Source organism: Pseudomonas asiatica, from assembly GCF_040214835.1.
Taxonomy (GTDB): Bacteria; Pseudomonadota; Gammaproteobacteria; order Pseudomonadales; family Pseudomonadaceae; genus Aquipseudomonas; species Aquipseudomonas putida_Z.
This window is the reverse complement of record NZ_CP157874.1, coordinates 2,099,639-2,116,279: the sequence shown is the minus strand read 5'-3', so window position 1 is coordinate 2,116,279 and position 16,641 is coordinate 2,099,639. Positions and strand designations below refer to the sequence as shown.

At 64.9% G+C, this 16,641-nt stretch carries 15 protein-coding genes and 2 riboswitches; of the genes, 12 read left to right on the top strand and 3 right to left on the bottom strand.

Annotated elements, in window-relative coordinates:
• The first annotated feature begins 118 nt into the window (after positions 1–118).
• On the top strand, positions 119–1,402 hold the full coding sequence (locus ABNP31_RS09565) for an NAD(P)/FAD-dependent oxidoreductase (RefSeq protein WP_025338521.1): 1,284 nt from the start codon (positions 119–121) through the stop codon (positions 1,400–1,402).
• 120 nt (positions 1,403–1,522) lie between these two features.
• Here ABNP31_RS09565 and ABNP31_RS09560 read toward each other — a convergent pair whose 3' ends face one another.
• The gene (locus ABNP31_RS09560) at positions 1,523–2,257 is read right to left on the bottom strand and encodes a peptidase C39 family protein (protein WP_085619087.1); all 735 of its coding nucleotides are present in this window, start codon (positions 2,255–2,257) and stop codon (positions 1,523–1,525) included.
• A 165-nt stretch (positions 2,258–2,422) separates the two neighbouring features.
• On the opposite strand from ABNP31_RS09560, the gene ABNP31_RS09555 reads away from it, so the two are divergent.
• Positions 2,423–2,599 carry a hypothetical protein gene (locus ABNP31_RS09555; protein WP_176240841.1) on the top strand — a complete coding sequence of 59 codons (177 nt, stop codon included), beginning with the start codon at positions 2,423–2,425 and terminating at the stop codon, positions 2,597–2,599.
• Between the two features lie 132 nt (positions 2,600–2,731).
• Here the strand turns inward: ABNP31_RS09555 and ABNP31_RS09550 are convergent, their stop codons facing one another.
• Both ABNP31_RS09550 and ABNP31_RS09545 read right to left on the bottom strand, forming a co-directional pair.
• On the bottom strand, positions 2,732–3,484 hold the full coding sequence (locus ABNP31_RS09550) for a TerC family protein (RefSeq protein WP_003260907.1): 753 nt from the start codon (positions 3,482–3,484) through the stop codon (positions 2,732–2,734).
• 29 nt (positions 3,485–3,513) lie between these two features.
• Positions 3,514–3,753: a hypothetical protein gene (locus tag ABNP31_RS09545; RefSeq protein WP_085663444.1), complete on the bottom strand. Its 240-nt coding sequence runs from the start codon at positions 3,751–3,753 to the stop codon at positions 3,514–3,516.
• A gap of 134 nt (positions 3,754–3,887) precedes the next feature.
• Here ABNP31_RS09545 and nhaR point away from each other — a divergent pair, with 134 nt between their 5' ends.
• From nhaR to ABNP31_RS09495, 10 genes are all read left to right on the top strand, one after another.
• Positions 3,888–4,781: a transcriptional activator NhaR gene (gene nhaR / locus ABNP31_RS09540; RefSeq protein WP_085663202.1), complete on the top strand. Its 894-nt coding sequence runs from the start codon at positions 3,888–3,890 to the stop codon at positions 4,779–4,781.
• Positions 4,782–4,816: 35 nt separating this feature from the next.
• Positions 4,817–5,024, top strand: a riboswitch (cobalamin riboswitch).
• Between the two features lie 109 nt (positions 5,025–5,133).
• The gene (locus ABNP31_RS09535) at positions 5,134–7,260 is read left to right on the top strand and encodes a TonB-dependent receptor (RefSeq protein WP_085663201.1); all 2,127 of its coding nucleotides are present in this window, start codon (positions 5,134–5,136) and stop codon (positions 7,258–7,260) included.
• Between the two features lie 203 nt (positions 7,261–7,463).
• Complete coding sequence (locus tag ABNP31_RS09530; RefSeq protein ID WP_350013229.1) at positions 7,464–8,630, top strand: DUF1624 domain-containing protein; 1,167 nt, start codon at positions 7,464–7,466, stop codon at positions 8,628–8,630.
• A gap of 28 nt (positions 8,631–8,658) precedes the next feature.
• Positions 8,659–8,856: riboswitch (cobalamin riboswitch) on the top strand.
• 111 nt (positions 8,857–8,967) lie between these two features.
• Complete coding sequence (locus ABNP31_RS09525) at positions 8,968–9,972, top strand: ABC transporter substrate-binding protein (RefSeq protein ID WP_350013228.1); 1,005 nt, start codon at positions 8,968–8,970, stop codon at positions 9,970–9,972.
• Entirely contained in the window at positions 9,972–10,988 is a 1,017-nt protein-coding gene (locus tag ABNP31_RS09520) for a FecCD family ABC transporter permease (protein ID WP_085663198.1), read from the top strand. Before ABNP31_RS09525 ends, ABNP31_RS09520 begins: the two co-directional genes overlap by 1 nt.
• Positions 10,985–11,773, top strand: coding sequence for an ABC transporter ATP-binding protein (locus tag ABNP31_RS09515; protein WP_238067548.1), 789 nt, complete (start codon positions 10,985–10,987; stop codon positions 11,771–11,773). The genes ABNP31_RS09520 and ABNP31_RS09515 overlap by 4 nt, the downstream gene beginning before the upstream one ends.
• Before the next feature lie 16 nt (positions 11,774–11,789).
• Entirely contained in the window at positions 11,790–13,130 is a 1,341-nt protein-coding gene (locus tag ABNP31_RS09510) for an OprD family porin (protein WP_350013227.1), read from the top strand.
• 208 nt (positions 13,131–13,338) lie between these two features.
• Positions 13,339–13,818 (top strand): hypothetical protein, encoded by a 480-nt coding sequence (locus ABNP31_RS09505; RefSeq protein ID WP_085663195.1) that lies wholly within the window; start codon positions 13,339–13,341, stop codon positions 13,816–13,818.
• A gap of 78 nt (positions 13,819–13,896) precedes the next feature.
• Positions 13,897–15,468 carry a sensor domain-containing diguanylate cyclase gene (locus tag ABNP31_RS09500; protein ID WP_085663194.1) on the top strand — a complete coding sequence of 524 codons (1,572 nt, stop codon included), beginning with the start codon at positions 13,897–13,899 and terminating at the stop codon, positions 15,466–15,468.
• Between the two features lie 264 nt (positions 15,469–15,732).
• A complete protein-coding gene (locus tag ABNP31_RS09495; RefSeq protein ID WP_085663193.1) occupies positions 15,733–16,509 on the top strand; it encodes a ParA family protein in 777 nt (258 codons plus the stop codon).
• The last annotated feature ends 132 nt before the right edge of the window (positions 16,510–16,641 follow it).

The window sequence follows — 16,641 nt, the reverse complement described above, 5'->3', positions numbered from 1 at the left end:
GAAAGGCGCGCTGACGGGGACCGAGTAAAGGATTTTCAACGGACGACTAGCGGGTGTTTATTATTATTGATAGCATCGGTACATTCGTTAAAAATATAAAACACGAGGTTCCTGCAGCATGGCTAACACCCCCTACCCCCAGTCCTACTACGCCGCCTCGGCCAACCCGGTGCCGCCACGTCCGGCGCTGCAGGGTGAGGTGGAAACCGATGTGTGCATCATCGGCGCCGGCTACACCGGCCTGTCCAGCGCCCTGTTCCTGCTGGAGAACGGCTTCAAGGTGAGCATCGTCGAAGCGGCCAAGGTCGGCTTCGGCGCATCGGGCCGCAACGGTGGCCAGATCGTCAACAGCTACAGCCGCGACATCGACGTCATCGAACGCACCGTCGGCCCCAAGCAGGCCCAGCTGCTGGGCCAGATGGCCTTCGAAGGCGGGCGCATCATTCGTGAGCGCGTGGCCAAGTACAACATCCAGTGCGACCTGAAGGACGGTGGCGTGTTCGCTGCCCTCACCAGCAAGCAGATGGGCCACCTGGAGTCGCAAAAGCGCCTGTGGGAACGCTTCGGCCACAACCAGCTGGAGCTGATGGACCAGAAGCGCATCCGCGAAGTGGTCGCCTGCGACAACTATGTGGGCGGCATGCTGGACATGAGCGGCGGCCACATCCACCCGCTGAACCTGGCCCTGGGCGAAGCCGCCGCGGTCGAGTCGCTGGGCGGCATCATCTATGAACAAACCCCGGCCGTACGCATCGAGCGTGGCGCCAACCCGGTGGTGCATACCCCGCAGGGCAAGGTCCGCGCCAAGTTCATCATCGTCGCCGGCAACGCCTACCTGGGCAACCTGGTGCCGGAACTGGCCAGCAAATCCATGCCATGCGGCACCCAGGTGATCACCACCGAGCCGCTGGGCGACGAACTGGCGCGCACCCTGCTGCCGCAGGACTACTGCGTCGAGGACTGCAACTACCTGCTCGACTACTACCGCCTGACCAGCGACAAGCGCCTGATCTTCGGTGGTGGCGTGGTGTACGGCGCGCGCGACCCGGCCAACATCGAGGCGATCATCCGTCCGAAGATGCTCAAGGCCTTCCCGCAGCTGCAGAACGTGAAGATCGACTACGCCTGGACCGGCAACTTCCTGCTGACCCTGTCGCGCCTGCCGCAGGTTGGCCGTATCGGCGACAACATCTACTACTCCCAGGGCTGCTCGGGTCACGGCGTGACCTATACCCACCTGGCGGGCAAGGTGCTGGCCGAGGCCATGCGCGGCCAGGCCGAGCGCTTCGACGCCTTCGCCGGCCTGCCGCACTACCCGTTCCCGGGTGGCCAGATGCTGCGTGTGCCGTTCAGCGCCATTGGTGCCTGGTACTACAGCCTGCGCGATCGCCTGGGCTTCTGATGTAGGCAGGGCTGGCCTCTTCGCGGCTAAACCCGCTCCCACAGGGATATCACTGGACCTGAGGGCAGCGGGTTTCCTGTGGGAGCGGGTTCACCCGCGAAAGGGCCGGTACAGACAAAGCTATTTGTTCAGGCTACTCACAGCCTGCTTCGCCGCAATCTCCTGCCCCGCCCGCGCCAGTTCATCCGCAGCCTGCAACCAGCGCTGGCGGTCCACCTGGGCCGGCAGTTGCCGCGGTGGCTGCACCAGCACCGCCCAGCTCCCAAGCTTCGCCCACGCCGAGGCAAAGTCATCGAACGCCATCAGCTGCCGCCGGTGCATGCCTGAACGCAACAGCACCCGCTGCTTGTAGCGGTCGTAGCCGATCAGCACGGCATAGCGTGGCTCGCTCCACCAGGCCGAACCATCCTCGTAACGCAGCAGCACCGGGTTGCCCGCCGCCACCTGGGTCAACAGCGCGTCCAGCTGCTTGTCCAGCGGATACACCACCATGCCGTAGTCGCGCGCCACCCGGGGGATGCTGGTGTCCAGCGCCTCGGCGCCCTGGGGCAGGTTCAGCGGCTTGTCCAGCAGCCCCGGCGTGATCGGAGCCCCCTGTTGCGACAGCACCGCCGCCAATGCCATGGCCCCGCTGTGGTTGGCGTTGCCACGGTAGAACGGCACGCTGCTGATCTCGACCCGCTGCGGCAGGCCCTTGAGGTTGGCGGAGGGTGCGCTGGCACAACCGGCCAGGCTGGCCGCTACCAGGCAGGCCGCCAGCAGCCGACGAGGGATGGTCTTGAAGGAAGGTTGCTGCATGGACACTCGCTTGCTCCAACGCCGGGCAGGCAGCGCCCGGCTCTGGCCACCGATCATAGGTCGGACAGCGGCGCGGGTATAGTCCGACACCGGTTAGGAGCAAATCGGACCAAGCAATAGACCTTTGGTCAATGGAACGTCACAGGCGAGAGACTAGACTAAAGCAGTGTCTGGAAGGCCAGCGTCGGCGACCGAGCGCGGCCCGTAGAGATGGAGGCACAGATGAGCCTGACCATGGCAATCCTCATGCTGGTGGGCATGTGGCTGAGCGTTGCAGCCGCCATGCTATGGGGTGTACTGCGTATCGTGCGGCGTCACTCCCACCACCACCTGCCACCGCAGGCCCCCGCCAAGCCACAGCCTGTGCGCCGGACGCGGCGGCATGCCGGGGTGCACTGATTCAGAGCTTTCGGAGGCCCATTCGCGGGTGAACCCGCTCCCACAAGGCCCTCCACTGCCTTCAGAAGTGGCGGGGACCTGTGGGAGCGGGTTCACCCGCGAATGGGGCGCAAGCGCCCCGCTTTTCTTGCATCAACCTTCAGCCGCTTCGCGCTTCAACCGCGCCCGACGGGCCAGGATGTTGAGGATCTCGATCGCCGTCGAGAAGGCCATGGCCGCGTACACATAACCCTTCGGTACATGGGCGCCGAAACCTTCGGCGATCAGCGTCATGCCGATCATGATCAGGAAGCCCAGGGCCAGCATCACCACGGTCGGGTTGTCGTTGATGAAGTTGGCCAACGGGTCGGCGGCCACCATCATGACGATCACGGCAGTGATAACGGCAATGATCATGATCGGCAGGTGCTCGGTCATGCCCACGGCGGTGATGATGCTGTCGACCGAGAAGACGATGTCCAGCAACAGGATCTGGAAGATCGCCGCGGCAAAGCCCAGGGTAACCGTCGACGACACCTTGGCTTCTTCCTTGGCCCCGTGCGGGTCGACGTTCTCATGGATTTCCTTGGTCGCCTTCCACAGCAGGAACAGGCCACCGGCAATCAGGATCACGTCCTTCCAGGAGAAGGCATTGCCGAACACTTCGAACACCGGGTCGGTCAGCTGGACGATCCAGGCCACCGTGCTGAGCAAGGCCAGGCGCATGACCAAGGCCATGCTGATACCAATACGGCGCGCCTTGGAGCGGTACTCCACCGGCAGCTTGTTGGTCAGGATGGAGATGAAGATCAGGTTGTCGATGCCCAACACGACTTCCATGGCTACCAGCGTAGCCAGGGCAACCCAGGCGGTAGGGCTAGCGACGAGTTCCAGCAAGTATTCCATTGTTCAAATCCTGCAGCAGCGGTTGGGGGTCAGATTTCCTGGGTGTCTTCTTTCTTGTCGGCGTCCTTGGGCTTTTGCCCTTCGCTGCCGATGGCCTCGCTCAACGCCTGCTGGGCGGCCTTGTTGGTGTCGTCGATGGCCTGCTTGGCCGACTGTGCGGCCTGGTCGAGCATCTGCTGGGCGGATTTCTCGGCCTGCTCGCAACCGGCCAGGGTGAACAGGGCCAAGGCCAGCACCAGCGGCGTGCCGATGGATTTTAGTTGCAGCATGGGTTCCTCGCTTTTCATGTTCCGGCGGCGCACACGGCGCCTGATGGAGTCGCATTCTAAAGAGCGCAACACATCCGGAAAATTCGTATTTTCAGCGGTTATACTTCGGTTTTTACGAATCCGGAACGATACCGATGCTCAACTATCGGCAGTTGCACTACTTCTGGGCCGTTGCCAAGACCGGCAGCATCGCCCGCGCCAGCGAACAGTTGAACCTGACCCCGCAAACCATCAGCGGTCAGATCAGCCTGTTTGAGCAGACCTATGGCCTGGAGCTGTTCCAGCGCGTGGGGCGCCAGCTGGAACTGACCGAAACAGGGCGCCAGACGCTGATCTATGCCGAGCAGATGTTCCAGCTGGGTAACGAGCTGGAGGCCATGCTGCGGGCCGGCCCGCAGGAGCAGATCCTGTTCCGCGTGGGTGTGGCTGATGTGGTGCCCAAGTCCATCGTCTACCGCCTGCTGGCACCGACCATGGAGCTGGACGACATGCTGCGTATCAACTGCCGCGAAGACAAGCTCGAACGGCTGCTGGCCGACCTGGCGATCCAGCGCCTGGACCTGGTGATTTCCGACAGCCCCATGCCCAGCCACCTGGACATCAAGGGTTATAGCCAGAAACTGGGCGAGTGTGGGTTGAGCTTCTTCGCCACCCCGGCGCTGGCACAACGCCTGGAAGGCCCCTTCCCCGCCTGCCTGCAGGATGCGCCATTGCTTATCCCCGGGCAGGAAACCGTGGTACGCAGCCGCCTGCTGCGCTGGCTGGGTGAGCAGCAGGTGCAGCCACGGATCGTGGGCGAGTTCGATGACAGTGCCTTGATGCAGGCGTTCGGGCAGTCGGGCAGCGGCATCTTCGTTGCGCCCAGCGTGATCGCCGAGGAAGTGTGCCGCCAGTACGGCGTGGAGCTGATCGGGCAGACCGAGGCGGTGCACGAGTCGTTCTATGCCATTTCGGTAGAGCGCAAGGTCAAGCACCCGGGGATCGTGGCGATTACCGAGGGGGCGCGACGAGAGTTGTTTCATTGGTAGCAGGCAGATTTGACGCCTCCCGCGTTTCAATGGTCATATGCCCGCCAGTTTCAGGTGCCCTGCGCCGCCGCGCGCAGGGTGAAACGGGAAGCCGGTGCGTCGTGTTGCCCACGACAAGTCCGGCGCTGCCCCCGCAACGGTAAGCGAGCGAACCCTTCGAGATACCACTGTGCACATGCATGGGAAGGTGAAGGTTTCATGCCCCTCGCAAGCCCGGAGACCGGCCTGGAGCTTCACTTGGCAACCCGCGGTGGGCGGGCGCAGGCCGGTATCCGCGCGCGCGCCTGCGTGCACGGTGCGCCTTTGCGTGTTTTCCACCGGGATCCATTCATTCCTGCAGTAGTGGAACGACATGTCCCGTATCTTCAAGCTTCACCCCCTGGCGGCCTGCCTGGCCGTATCCCTGCCGGCCCTGGCCGATGACCTCGACCGACAGCCACTGGCCCTGCCCTCCACGGCCATCACCGACACCCAAGGCAGCCACGCCATCGACCTGGCCACCCCGACCCAGGCGGGCTCGCGCCTGGGCCTCAGCGCCCTGGAGACACCGGCCAGCACCAGCAGCATCAGCGCCGAGCAGATCCAGCAGCGCAGCAACCTCACCGTACAGGACGCGGTGACCCGCTCACCGGGCATCAGCTACATCGGCTCCCCGGGCGACGGCGGCACGGGCCTGTCCGCCCGCGGCTTTACCGGGCACAACTCGGTGATGACCTTGTTCGACGGCGCACGCCTGTACACCGGTGCCGGCACCCAGACGTTCCCGGTCGACCCATGGATGGTCGAGTGCATCGATGTGATTCGCGGCCCGGCCTCGGTGCTGTATGGCGAAGGGGCCACCGGTGCGGTGGTCAACGTGATCCCGAAAAAGCCGTTTGCCGGCGAGATACGCAACCACCTGCGCCTGGGCTACGGTTCGTGGGACCGCCAGCAGCTCGGCCTGGACAGCGGCGGCAGCCTCGGCGAGCGCCTGAGCTACCGCCTGGCCCTGAACCAGCAAACCGGTAACGGCTGGGTCGACCGCACCCCGTCACGCAGCCTGGCGCTGAGCGCCGCGCTGCGCTTCGATGCCAGCGACGACCTCAGCTTCACCCTCGCCCACGACCGCGGCGATGCGCAGCCTGCCAACTACTACGGCACCCCGCTGATCGACGGCCACTACCGCAGCAGCCTGCGCAAGAAGAACTACAACGTGCAGGACGATGTGCAGCACTACGTCGATGAATGGACCCGCCTGAACACCGACTGGACGTTGAACGACCACCTCAGCGCCAGCAACCAGCTGTACTACATCAAGAGCCGCCGTCACTGGCGCAATGCCGAGGAGTACAGCTGGGATGCCGGGCGCCAGCAGCTGCTGCGCGGCAGCTACCTGCAGATCAAGCACAACCAGGAACAGTTCGGCGATCGCCAGGCCTTCACCCTCGACCACACGCTGTTCGGCCTGGCCAGCAAGACCGTGGTCGGCGCCGAGTACAACAAAGTCCGCTTCAACGTCGACAGCAACGCGCCCTACAACGATGTGGGCGGTGACTACGTCGACCCTTGGCAGCCACAACCGGGTTGGTTCCACAGCGCCTCGCCGCTGCGCCCGCAAACCCTGTCCACCACCCACACCTTTGCCCTGTTCGCCGAAAACCGCCTGCAGTTGAGCGATCGCCTGTCCCTGGTCACCGGCGTGCGCCGCGACCAGAACCACATCGTCCAGGAGAAACTGACCACCGACAGCCGCAGCGACCGCAGCCTGCAAGGGGGCAACTGGCGTGCCGGGCTGGTGTTTGCGGTCAGCGACGACCTGTCGCTGTATGGCCAGTACTCCACCAGCGAGGACGGGGTCGACAACCTCATCAGCCTCAGCGCCAACCAGATGCACTACGACCTGACCGAGGCCAGGCAGACCGAGGTGGGCCTGAAGCAGCGCTTCTGGGAGGGGCGTGGCGAATGGACATTGGCGGCGTACCACATCGTCAAGAAGAAGCTGCTGGTGGATGACCCGTTCACCCACGAGAAGCAGCAGGCTGGCCAGCAGACGTCCGACGGCCTGGAGGCAACCCTGGAACTGGCGCTTGCGCATCAGTGGCAGGTGTCGGCCAACGCGGCGATCGTGCGCGCCAGGTATGACGACTTCGACGAAATGGTCGGCGGCGTGGCGCAGGACCGTGCGGGCAATCGCCCGGCCAATGTCCCGCGGCGTACCGCCAACCTGTGGCTGAGCAAAGGCTTCGGCCAGCGGCTGGAGGCCGGCATTGGCGCGCGCTATGTGGACGAACGATATGCCAATACCGCCAACACCCAGAGCGCCCCCGGCTACACCGTGGTCGATGCCGACATCGGCTGGCAGGTGTTGCCGGATGTGCGGCTGGGGTTGCAGTTGAACAACCTGTTCGACCGTGAGTATGTGCAGTCGGCGTTCAGTGGCCAGCAGTGGCTGATGGGGATGCCACGGTCGTACTTTGCGACGGTGGATTACAGCTTCTGATCTGAACTGCCTGCACCGGCCTCTTCGCGGGTAAACCCGCTCCCACAGGGATAACACAGAATTCGAATACGGTGAGGTACCTGTGGGAGCGGGTTTACCCGCGAAGAGGCCGGCACAGGTAGCACAAAAACATCTACCGCCCCGTCACGCTTTAGTTATAAGATAACGTTTCAGTTGACATCCATTCCTATCAGCGACCTCCCATGACAAGCGCCAGCGCCACTCCCACCCTGGTCACCCAGCGCCTGCAGAGCATCGATGCCCTGCGCGGCCTGGTGATCCTGTTCATGCTCCTGGACCATGTCCGCGAAACCTTCTTCCTGCACCGCCAGGTCAGCGACCCGATGGCTATCGATACCACCGAGCCTTCGCTGTTCTTCAGCCGTACCCTGGCCCACCTGTGCGCGCCGGTGTTCGTCATGCTGACCGGCCTGTCGGCCTGGCTGTACGGCGAGAAACACCAGGGCCGCGGCGATGTCTCGGCGTTCCTGTTCAAGCGCGGGCTGTTCCTGGTGGTGCTGGAACTCACCCTGGTCAACTTCGCCTGGACCTTCCAGCTGCCGCCCAGCGTCATCTACCTGCAGGTGATCTGGGCCATCGGCGTGAGCATGATCGCCCTGTCGCTGCTGGTCTGGCTGCCACGTGCCGCCCTGATCACCCTGGGCGCAATCATCATCGCCGGCCACAACCTGCTCGATGGCCTGCACTTTGGCGCCGAATCCGCCCTGCATGTGCCATGGGCGATCCTGCATGACCGGGGTTGGCTGGAGTTCTCCGAAAACCTGCGCCTGCGCACCTCCTACCCGGTGCTGCCGTGGATCGGTGTCATCGCCCTGGGCTACGGCCTGGGCCCGTGGTTCGCCCGTGGCAGCGAGGCCGGTCAACGCCAGCATCGCCTGCTGCTGGCCGGGCTGATCGCGCTGCTGGGCTTTGTCGTGTTGCGCCTGGTCAACGGCTACGGCGAGGCGCCGTGGAGCGCTTACCCAACCGTCACGCAAACCCTGATGAGCTTCTTCAACATCACCAAGTACCCGCCGTCGCTGCTGTTCCTGGCCCTGACCCTGGGCTGTGGCCTGCTGTTGCTGCGCGCCTTCGAACGCGCCGGCCAGGCCCGCTGGATCAGTGCCCTGGCGGTGTTCGGCGCAGCACCGATGTTCTTCTACCTGCTGCACCTGTATGTGCTGAAGCTGCTGTACCTGGCCAGCGTGGCGCTGTTCGGCCGCAACCACGGCGACTACTTCGGCTTCGACGGCATCGCCGCGGTGTGGCTGGGGGCAGTGCTGCTGGCGGTTTCGCTGTACCTGCCGGTGCGCTGGTTCGCTCGCCTGAAGGCGCGGCGGCGCGACATCACCTGGCTGAAGTACTTCTGAAAAGCGTTTTCACCCGGCGGCACGATGGTCTACCATGCCGGCCGCCGGTTTCCACCACGGAATCAATAGGGAATCCCAGGCCCGCCAATTCGGGCCAAACGGAACTGCCCCCGCAACTGTAGGTGCCGAGCCTGCTCCATCGATGCCACTGGGCCACGAACCCGGGAAGGCCGGAGCCAGGCCATGACGCACCAGTCAGGAGACCTGCCGGCCTACATTCACCAACCGGCGGGGTGTCCGGGATTGGCCATCAGTGTTACCCCTGCCGCCAGCGGGGGCTCGGCGATGCCTGTCCGTGCGTTCCTCACCCGAACTGTCCGATAGGAGATCGCCCAGCATGCTGCCCCGTTTTGCCACCCTGCTCGCCAGCCTCACCGGCCTGGCCCAGGCTGCTGCCACCCATTACCCGCTGACGGTCGACAACTGCGGCAAGCCGCAAACCTTCGCCCAGGCGCCGCAACGCACGGTCACCATTGGCCAGGCCAGTACCGAGATGCTCTACGCGCTGGGGCTGGGCGACAAACTGGCGGCCACCTCGCTGTGGTTCAACAACGTGCTGCCCGAGTACCAGGTGCAGAACGCCAAGGTGCCGCGCCTGGCCGACAACGAGCCCAGCTTCGAGGCGGTAGTGGGCAAGCGCCCGCAACTGGTGACGGTGCAGTTCGAATGGATGGTCGGTGCCCAGGGCGTGGTCGGCACCCGCGAGCAGTTCGATGAACTGGGCATCCCCACCTACCTGCTGCCGTCGGACTGCGAAGGCAAGGACAACCTGGTGGGCGCCGATGGCACCCGCCTGCAGGCGTTCCAGGTCGACTCCATCTACAAGAGCGTCAGCCAGCTGGCGGCAATCTTCGACGTGCAGGACCGTGGCACGGCCCTGAATGCCGAACTCAAAGGCCGATTGGACAGTGCCAAGGCGCAACTGGCCGACAAGGACCTAGCCGCTACCTCGGCGCTGTTCTGGTTCTCCAGCGCCGACCTGCACATCGACCCCTACGTGGCAGGCCGCCAGGGGGTCGCCGACTTCATGCTGCGCACCCTTGGCGTGCGCAACGTGGTCGAGTCCAGCGAAGAATGGCCGACCGTAGGCTGGGAAACCCTGGCCAAGGCCAACCCCACCTGGCTGATCATTGCCCGCATGGACCGCCGCCGCTACCCCGCCGACGACTACCAGAAGAAGCTGGCATTCCTGCGTAGCGACCCGGTAACGCGCAACATGGACGCGGTGAAGCACGATCGCATCATCATCCTCGACGCCGATGCCATGCAGGCCGGCATTCGCTTGTTCACCGGCCTGCAGACGCTGGCCGCCGCCTTCGCCAGCGGCAAAGCAGCCCAGTGATGATGCGCCTGTTACCCTGCATCGCCGTTGCCCTGGCCGCCCTGTTGGCGGCCCTGCTGGCCGGCACCGCCATCGGCGAAACCAACCTGTCGCCCAGCGTGGTCGGCCAGGTGCTGGCCAACCACCTGTGGCAGGCCGGCTACCCGGTCGACCCGATCGACGCCGGCATCGTCTGGAACTACCGCCTGCCCCGCACCCTGGTCGCTGCAGCCTGCGGCGCCGGCTTGGCCACCTGCGGCGTGATCCTTCAGGCACTGTTGCGCAACCCGTTGGCCGAGCCTTACCTGCTGGGGCTGTCTGCCGGCGCCTCGACCGGTGCGGTGCTGGTGGGCTTGCTGGGCTTCGGCAGCCTGGCGCTGAGCATGTCCGGCGGCGCCTTCATCGGCGCCCTGGCAGCGTTCGCCCTGGTACTGGTGCTGGCCAGGGCAGCCGGCCCCAGCAGCAACAATGCCCAGGTGATCCTTGCCGGGATCGCCGGCTCGCAACTGTTCAACGCCCTTACCGCCTTCCTCATCACCATGTCGGCCACCGCCGAGCAGGCGCGCGGCATCCTGTTCTGGCTTTTGGGCAACCTCAGTGGCGTGCGTTGGCCTTCGGTGTGGCTGGCCGTGCCAGTTGTACTGTTCGGGCTGTTGGTGTGCCTGTGGCATCGCCGTGCCTTGGATGCCTTCACCTTCGGCGCCGACTCGGCGGCATCGCTGGGCATCCCGGTGCGGCGTACCCAGTTGCTGCTGATCAGCTGCGCGGCGCTGGTGACCGCCGTGATGGTGTCCATCGTCGGCGCCATCGGTTTTGTCGGGCTGGTGATCCCCCATGCCCTGCGCCTGCTGCTCGGCCCCGGGCACAGCCGCCTGCTGCCCGCCAGCGCACTGGGCGGGGCACTGTTCCTGATTGCCGCCGACATTCTGTCGCGCACCTTGATCCCGGGCCAGGTGATCCCCGTTGGCGTGGTCACCGCGCTGCTCGGCGCACCGGTCTTCGCGCTGATCCTGGTCAGCCGCCGGGGGCGCCCATGACGGTCATGACGGCGCTACAGCTGGCCCCCTTGAGTTGCCAGAACCTGGGGCTGCAACTGGCCGGCAATACCGTGCTCAGTGATATCGAACTACGTGTTGTCGCCGGTGAAACCCTGGGCATCGTCGGCCCCAACGGCTCCGGCAAATCCTCGCTGCTGAAGGTGCTGGCCGGGCTGCGCAAGCCAGGCAACGGCAGCGTGCAACTGCTGGGCGAACCGCTGGCACGGTTGCCCCGCCGCCGTGTCGCCCAGGCCTTGGCGCTGGTCGAACAGCAGGCCGACACCCTCGATGCGATCAGCGTGTTCGATGCCGTTGCCCTGGGCCGCACCCCCTGGCTGTCGGCGCTGGCGCCGTTCTCCAGGGAGGACCGTACGATCGTCGAGCAGGCCCTGGCCGACCTCGACGCCCTGCACCTGCGCACACGCCTGTGGGGGTCGTTGTCCGGTGGCGAGCGCCAGCGCGTGCACATCGCCCGTGCCCTGGCACAGCGGCCACAGGTGCTGCTGCTGGACGAGCCGACCAACCACCTGGATATCCAGCACCAGCTGAGCCTGTTGCAACAGGTGCAGGCCCTGCCGGTGACCACCCTGGTGGCCTTGCACGACCTCAACCAGGCGCTCACCTGCGACCGCGTCGCGGTGCTCGACAAGGGCCGCCTGGTCGCCCTCGGCAAACCGCTCGAGGTGCTTACACCCGAGCGCCTGCTGAACACCTTCGGCGTGCACGCCCATTACCTCATCGACCCCTTCGACGGCGCGCACATCCTGCGTTTTCGCGCCCCCTGAACAGGAAGTTCTGCCCATGCCGCGCCCTGCCGTTTTGCTGCTCGCCAGCGCCCTGCTCGCGCCCCCTGCGCTGGCCGACTCCGCCCAGTCGCAAAGCAACGGTTTTGTCGAGGATGGCCGCTGGAACCTGCTCAACCGCAGCGTATTCGACCAGCGCGACTACAAGCATGGCGGGCGCAACAGTGCCGGGCGCAACGCCTACAAGCCGCGCGATGAACGTAGCGGCAAGGCCGAGGAATGGGCCTATGGCCTGATGGGCACCTTCCGGTCCGGTTTCACCCAGGGGCTGATTGGTGTCGGGGTCGACGCCCACGCCTACCTGGGCGTGCAACTCGACAGCGGCGGCGGGCGCGTGGGCAAGGCACGCTTGCTCGGGGTGGATAACGAGGGGCACCCGAAGAACGAATACAGCCGTGCCGGCGCGGCACTGAAATTGCGCATGTCCGATACCGTGCTGTCCTACGGTGAGCAACGGGTCAAGACCCCGGTGTTCAGCTCCTCCGACAGCCGCCTGCTACCCGAGACCGCGACCGGGTTCTTCCTTGACAGCACCGAGTTCGAGCACCTCAGGCTGGTGGCCGGGCACTTCAACGAAAACGCCGACCGCAATGCTTCCAGCCATGACCAGGGCTTCGTGGTGAACTACTCCAATGGCCGCCAGGGCAACAGCTTCGACCTGGCCGGCGTGGTGTGGAACCCCGGCGCCGCCTTCAGCGGCAGCCTGTACACCTCACGCTACCAGGACAGCTGGAACCAGCATTACCTGGGCAGCACCCTCAGCCATGCCCTGGATGAGCGACGCAGCCTCACCCTCGACCTCAACCTGTACCGCACCACCGACACCGGCAAGGCGCTGTCCGGGCGCATCGACAACACCACCTGGAGCCTGGTCTCGCGTTACGACCACGGGCCGCACGGTTTCAGCCTGGGCTGGCAGCAGGTGGACGGCAACACGCCATTCGACTACGTGACGCGAGGGGCGATCTTCATTGCCAACGCGGCGCAGATGTCGGACTTCAACGCACCGAACGAGAAATCGTGGCAGGCGCGCTATGACCTGAACATGGGCGCCTACGGCGTACCGGGGTTGAACCTGACGGCGTTGTACGTGCGCGGGTTCGATATCGACGGCAGCCATGTCGACCCTGCGGGCGGGTATGCGTACCTGGGGTATGGCAAGGGGGGCAAGCATTGGGAGCGCGACCTGGAGGCACGGTATGTGGTGCAGAGCGGCAAGGCCAAGGGCACCGCGTTTTCGCTGCGGCATAACGTGCATCGGGGCAATACGGCGCAGGCGGAGCTGGATGGGGACCAGATACGGTTGGCGGTGGAATGGCCGTTGGGGGGTGGGTTCTGATGCTCCGCGTTGCCTGAATGGGGCTGCTTTGCAGCCCATCGCGACACAAGGCCGCTCCTACAGGGGATTCGCGCAAAGATCCGGCCAGGCGCGCTCCCTGTAGGAGCGGCCTTGTGTCGCGATGGGCCGCTCAGCGGCCCCCAAAATCCATCAGGCAACCACAACTGCCGTATAATCGGCAACACTCACTGCCCAACCAGGCCACGCCATGCCTCGCCTCCAGAAGTTGCTGCTGCCCCTGCTGCTGACTGCAGCCCTCACCGCCTGCGACCAGAAACCCTCCCGTGAAGAACAGATCCTGGCCCAGTTGCCGCTGCAGGATGCCTACACGCACAACATCGAGCGCATGGCCGCGCTGCTCGGCCGCACGCACCCGCAGCTGCCGCAGGCGACCATCCAGGGCGTGCTGCGCAAGCACCTGACCGTCGAGGACCAGCGCCAGGACCTGTTCCGCCTGTACAGCGAAAAGAACTTCAGCGATGCCGAATTCGCCACCATCGTCGAGGCCACTCAGGACCCGGCCAAGGCCCGCGCCCTGGAAGACACCGAGGCCGGCAAGCGCCTGAGCGAGAAGCTCACCGCCCTGATGCGCGAATCGGCCCGCGACGCGAAAGTGCAGGCCCTGGCCGAGCAGCGCATGCAACAGGTGGAAGACGAACTGGACGCGCTGGAAAAGGCAGGCTCCTGAACGCGGTTCCCCACTGCGCTCATAAGGCGTAAGGTTGTTCCCATTTCGTAGCTGTTTTTCGATCACCCGAGGTCAGGATTGCCACACGCCAAGCACGGACTGCGCCCGGATCTACGCACACTCATTCTGGTGCTTTGCGCCCTTACCGCCGTGGTCATGCTGTGCGCCAGCTACTTCGCCAGCTACCGGGTGCAACGCCAACTGCTGATCGACCATGCCCTGGAAGCCAACCGGGTGTATGCGATGAAGCTGGCAAGCATCACCGAGACCTTTATCGACAACGCCTTGCAGCAGCTGTCGTTCAGTGCTGGCGTGCAAGGCCGCCAGCTGGGTGACGCCGTCGCCCTGCAGTCGGAGACCGAGCGTGTCCTGAGCCAGAGCATGGCCTTCAATTCCACCTTCGTGATCGATGCCAACGGGGTGCTGCTGGCGATTTCCCCCGCCCCCTTGCGGCACCTGGTCGGCAGCCACATGCATTCGCCCGGTGTCCAGGAGGCGCTGCAGGCGCGCCGCCCATTGGTGTCGACGCCCTACATATCGGCGGCCAACAACCTGGTGGTGGCGCTGTCGCAACCCATTTTCGACAGCAATGGCCGCTACCTGGGGTATGTCGGCGGCAGCCTGTACCTGCGTGAACGCAACATCCTCAACAGCCTGCTGGGGGAGCATTTCTACAAGGATGGTTCCTACCTGTACGTGGTCGACCGCAACCGCCGTCTGCTGTATCACCCCGACAGCCAGCGCGTGGGGACGGTGGTTGAAGGCAATGAATTGATCGATCAGCTGGCGAGCCTGGGCAATGGTACCCGGCAACTGACCAACAGCCTCGGCGTGGAAATGCTCGCCGGATACGCCACCGTGCCCAGCGCTGGTTGGGGCGTGGTGGCGCAGCAGCCGCTGACCCAGACAGTGACGCCGCTTAGCCACCTGATCCTCAACGTGGTCGGCACCTCCGCACCATTGGCGCTGGTGGGCAGCGTGCTGCTGTGGTGGCTGGCCATGACCATCGCCCGGCCGCTGTGGCAGCTGGCCGCCGGCGCCCGCTCGATGGACCGGGCCGGCACTGCCGAGCGCCTGCATCGGGTACCGGCCTGGTACTTCGAGGCGGCCGAGCTGAAGCGCGCGCTGCTGTTTGGGCTGAACCTGCTGCATGAACGCATCGGCCGGCTCAACCGCGACGCCCAGACCGACCCGCTGACCGGCCTGGGCAACCGCCGCAGCCTGGAGTTCAACCTGTCGTTGCTGGAAGCCGAGGGCCGGGCATTTGCGGCCATCGTTCTGGATGTCGACCATTTCAAGCGGGTAAACGACCGCCACGGGCACGAGGTGGGTGACCAGGTACTGCGCCGGCTGGCGGAACTGATGCGCCGCTGTTGCCGCGAGGGTGACCTGCTGTGCCGCACCGGCGGCGAGGAGTTCCTGATGCTGCTGCCGGGGGCCGGCGTGGACGTTGCGGCAGTGGTGGCCGAGCGGCTGCGGGTGACGGTGCAGGATACGCCGGTGGAGCCGGTGGGGGCGGTGACCGTGTCGCTTGGGGTGGCGCGTTGGGATGGCGAGGCCGAGAGCGAACCGGGGGATGCGTTGAGCGAGGCTGACCGGGCGCTTTACCGGGCCAAGCAGGAGGGGCGCAATCGGGTGGTTGTTGCCTGAACGCCCTTGTTTGCCTGTTCCGGCCTCTTCGCGGGTAAACCCGCTCCCACAGGTACCCCGCTGCCCTCAAGGGCGGTGCATAACCTGTGGGAGCGGGTTCACCCGCGAAAGGGCCGGAACAGACACTACACAGCTCAAGGCAAACCTATTGCCACATGAAGAAATGAACTTGGCAGGTTGTAACATTCCTTGTCATAAAACTGTCTTGTTCCAGTCATAGGATTGACCCCAACCTGACATTTTCATTTCATGGATGAGCGTCTAATGCGTCGTGTGGTTTTCAATCAGAAAGGTGGCGTCGGAAAGTCCAGCATCGCCTGCAACCTTGCCGCCGCCAGTGCCGCCGAAGGCTACCGGACCTTGCTGGTCGACCTCGACCCGCAGGCCAATGCCACCTACTACCTGACCGGCCTGGTCAATGACGCCATTCCTTCCGGCATCGCCGATTTCTTCCGCCAGACCTTGTCGCCAGTCACCGCTGCCGGCAAGAAGCACCGGGTGGCGATCACCGAAACCCGCTACAGCAACCTGCACCTGGTGACCGCCAGCCCCGACCTCAGCGACCTGCAAGGCAAGCTGGAGAGCAAGTTCAAGATCAACAAGCTGCGCAAGCTGCTGGTGGAACTGGGCGAGGACTACGAGCGGATCTACATCGACACCCCGCCGGCGCTCAACTTCTATACCTTCAGCGCGCTGGTGGCGGCCGAGCGGCTGTTGATCCCGTTCGACTGCGACAGCTTTTCGCGCCAGGCCCTGCACTGCGTCATGGCCGAGGTCGAAGAACTGCGCCAGGACCACAACCCGGCGTTGCAGGTGGAAGGTGTGGTGGTCAACCAGTTCGCCGGGCGCACCGCGCTGCACCAGACCCTGATCGAGCAATTGCGCGGTGAAGGCATGCCGGTGCTGCCGGTGTACCTGAGCAGTTCGATCAAGATGCGTGAATCGCACCAGGCCTCGGTGCCGCTGGTGCACCTGGCGCCGCGGCATAAACTGGCGCTGGAGTTTGTTGATTTGCTGGATGTACTGGAGCGTGCGGCCTGACAGAACCCTGGGGGCGCTTTGCGCCCCTTTCGCGACGCAAGGCCGCTCCTACAAGGGATCTCGTCAAATTGCAGCCCCAAAATATCAAGCCCGAAGCACTACCCGACCGTTCATCCGGATGGTAGATTCGCC

Excerpts from the sequence above, each read along its gene's own strand:
- ABNP31_RS09565 (WP_025338521.1), top strand. The coding sequence starts at position 119 with ATGGCTAACACCCCCTACCCCCAGTCCTACTACGCCGCCTCGGCCAAC.
- ABNP31_RS09560 (WP_085619087.1), bottom strand. The coding sequence starts at position 2,257 with ATGATCGGTGGCCAGAGCCGGGCGCTGCCTGCCCGGCGTTGGAGCAAG.
- ABNP31_RS09555 (WP_176240841.1), top strand. The coding sequence starts at position 2,423 with ATGAGCCTGACCATGGCAATCCTCATGCTGGTGGGCATGTGGCTGAGC.
- ABNP31_RS09550 (WP_003260907.1), bottom strand. The coding sequence starts at position 3,484 with ATGGAATACTTGCTGGAACTCGTCGCTAGCCCTACCGCCTGGGTTGCC.
- ABNP31_RS09545 (WP_085663444.1), bottom strand. The coding sequence starts at position 3,753 with ATGCTGCAACTAAAATCCATCGGCACGCCGCTGGTGCTGGCCTTGGCC.
- nhaR (WP_085663202.1), top strand. The coding sequence starts at position 3,888 with ATGCTCAACTATCGGCAGTTGCACTACTTCTGGGCCGTTGCCAAGACC.
- ABNP31_RS09535 (WP_085663201.1), top strand. The coding sequence starts at position 5,134 with ATGTCCCGTATCTTCAAGCTTCACCCCCTGGCGGCCTGCCTGGCCGTA.
- ABNP31_RS09530 (WP_350013229.1), top strand. The coding sequence starts at position 7,464 with ATGACAAGCGCCAGCGCCACTCCCACCCTGGTCACCCAGCGCCTGCAG.
- ABNP31_RS09525 (WP_350013228.1), top strand. The coding sequence starts at position 8,968 with ATGCTGCCCCGTTTTGCCACCCTGCTCGCCAGCCTCACCGGCCTGGCC.
- ABNP31_RS09520 (WP_085663198.1), top strand. The coding sequence starts at position 9,972 with ATGATGCGCCTGTTACCCTGCATCGCCGTTGCCCTGGCCGCCCTGTTG.
- ABNP31_RS09515 (WP_238067548.1), top strand. The coding sequence starts at position 10,985 with ATGACGGTCATGACGGCGCTACAGCTGGCCCCCTTGAGTTGCCAGAAC.
- ABNP31_RS09510 (WP_350013227.1), top strand. The coding sequence starts at position 11,790 with ATGCCGCGCCCTGCCGTTTTGCTGCTCGCCAGCGCCCTGCTCGCGCCC.
- ABNP31_RS09505 (WP_085663195.1), top strand. The coding sequence starts at position 13,339 with ATGCCTCGCCTCCAGAAGTTGCTGCTGCCCCTGCTGCTGACTGCAGCC.
- ABNP31_RS09495 (WP_085663193.1), top strand. The coding sequence starts at position 15,733 with ATGCGTCGTGTGGTTTTCAATCAGAAAGGTGGCGTCGGAAAGTCCAGC.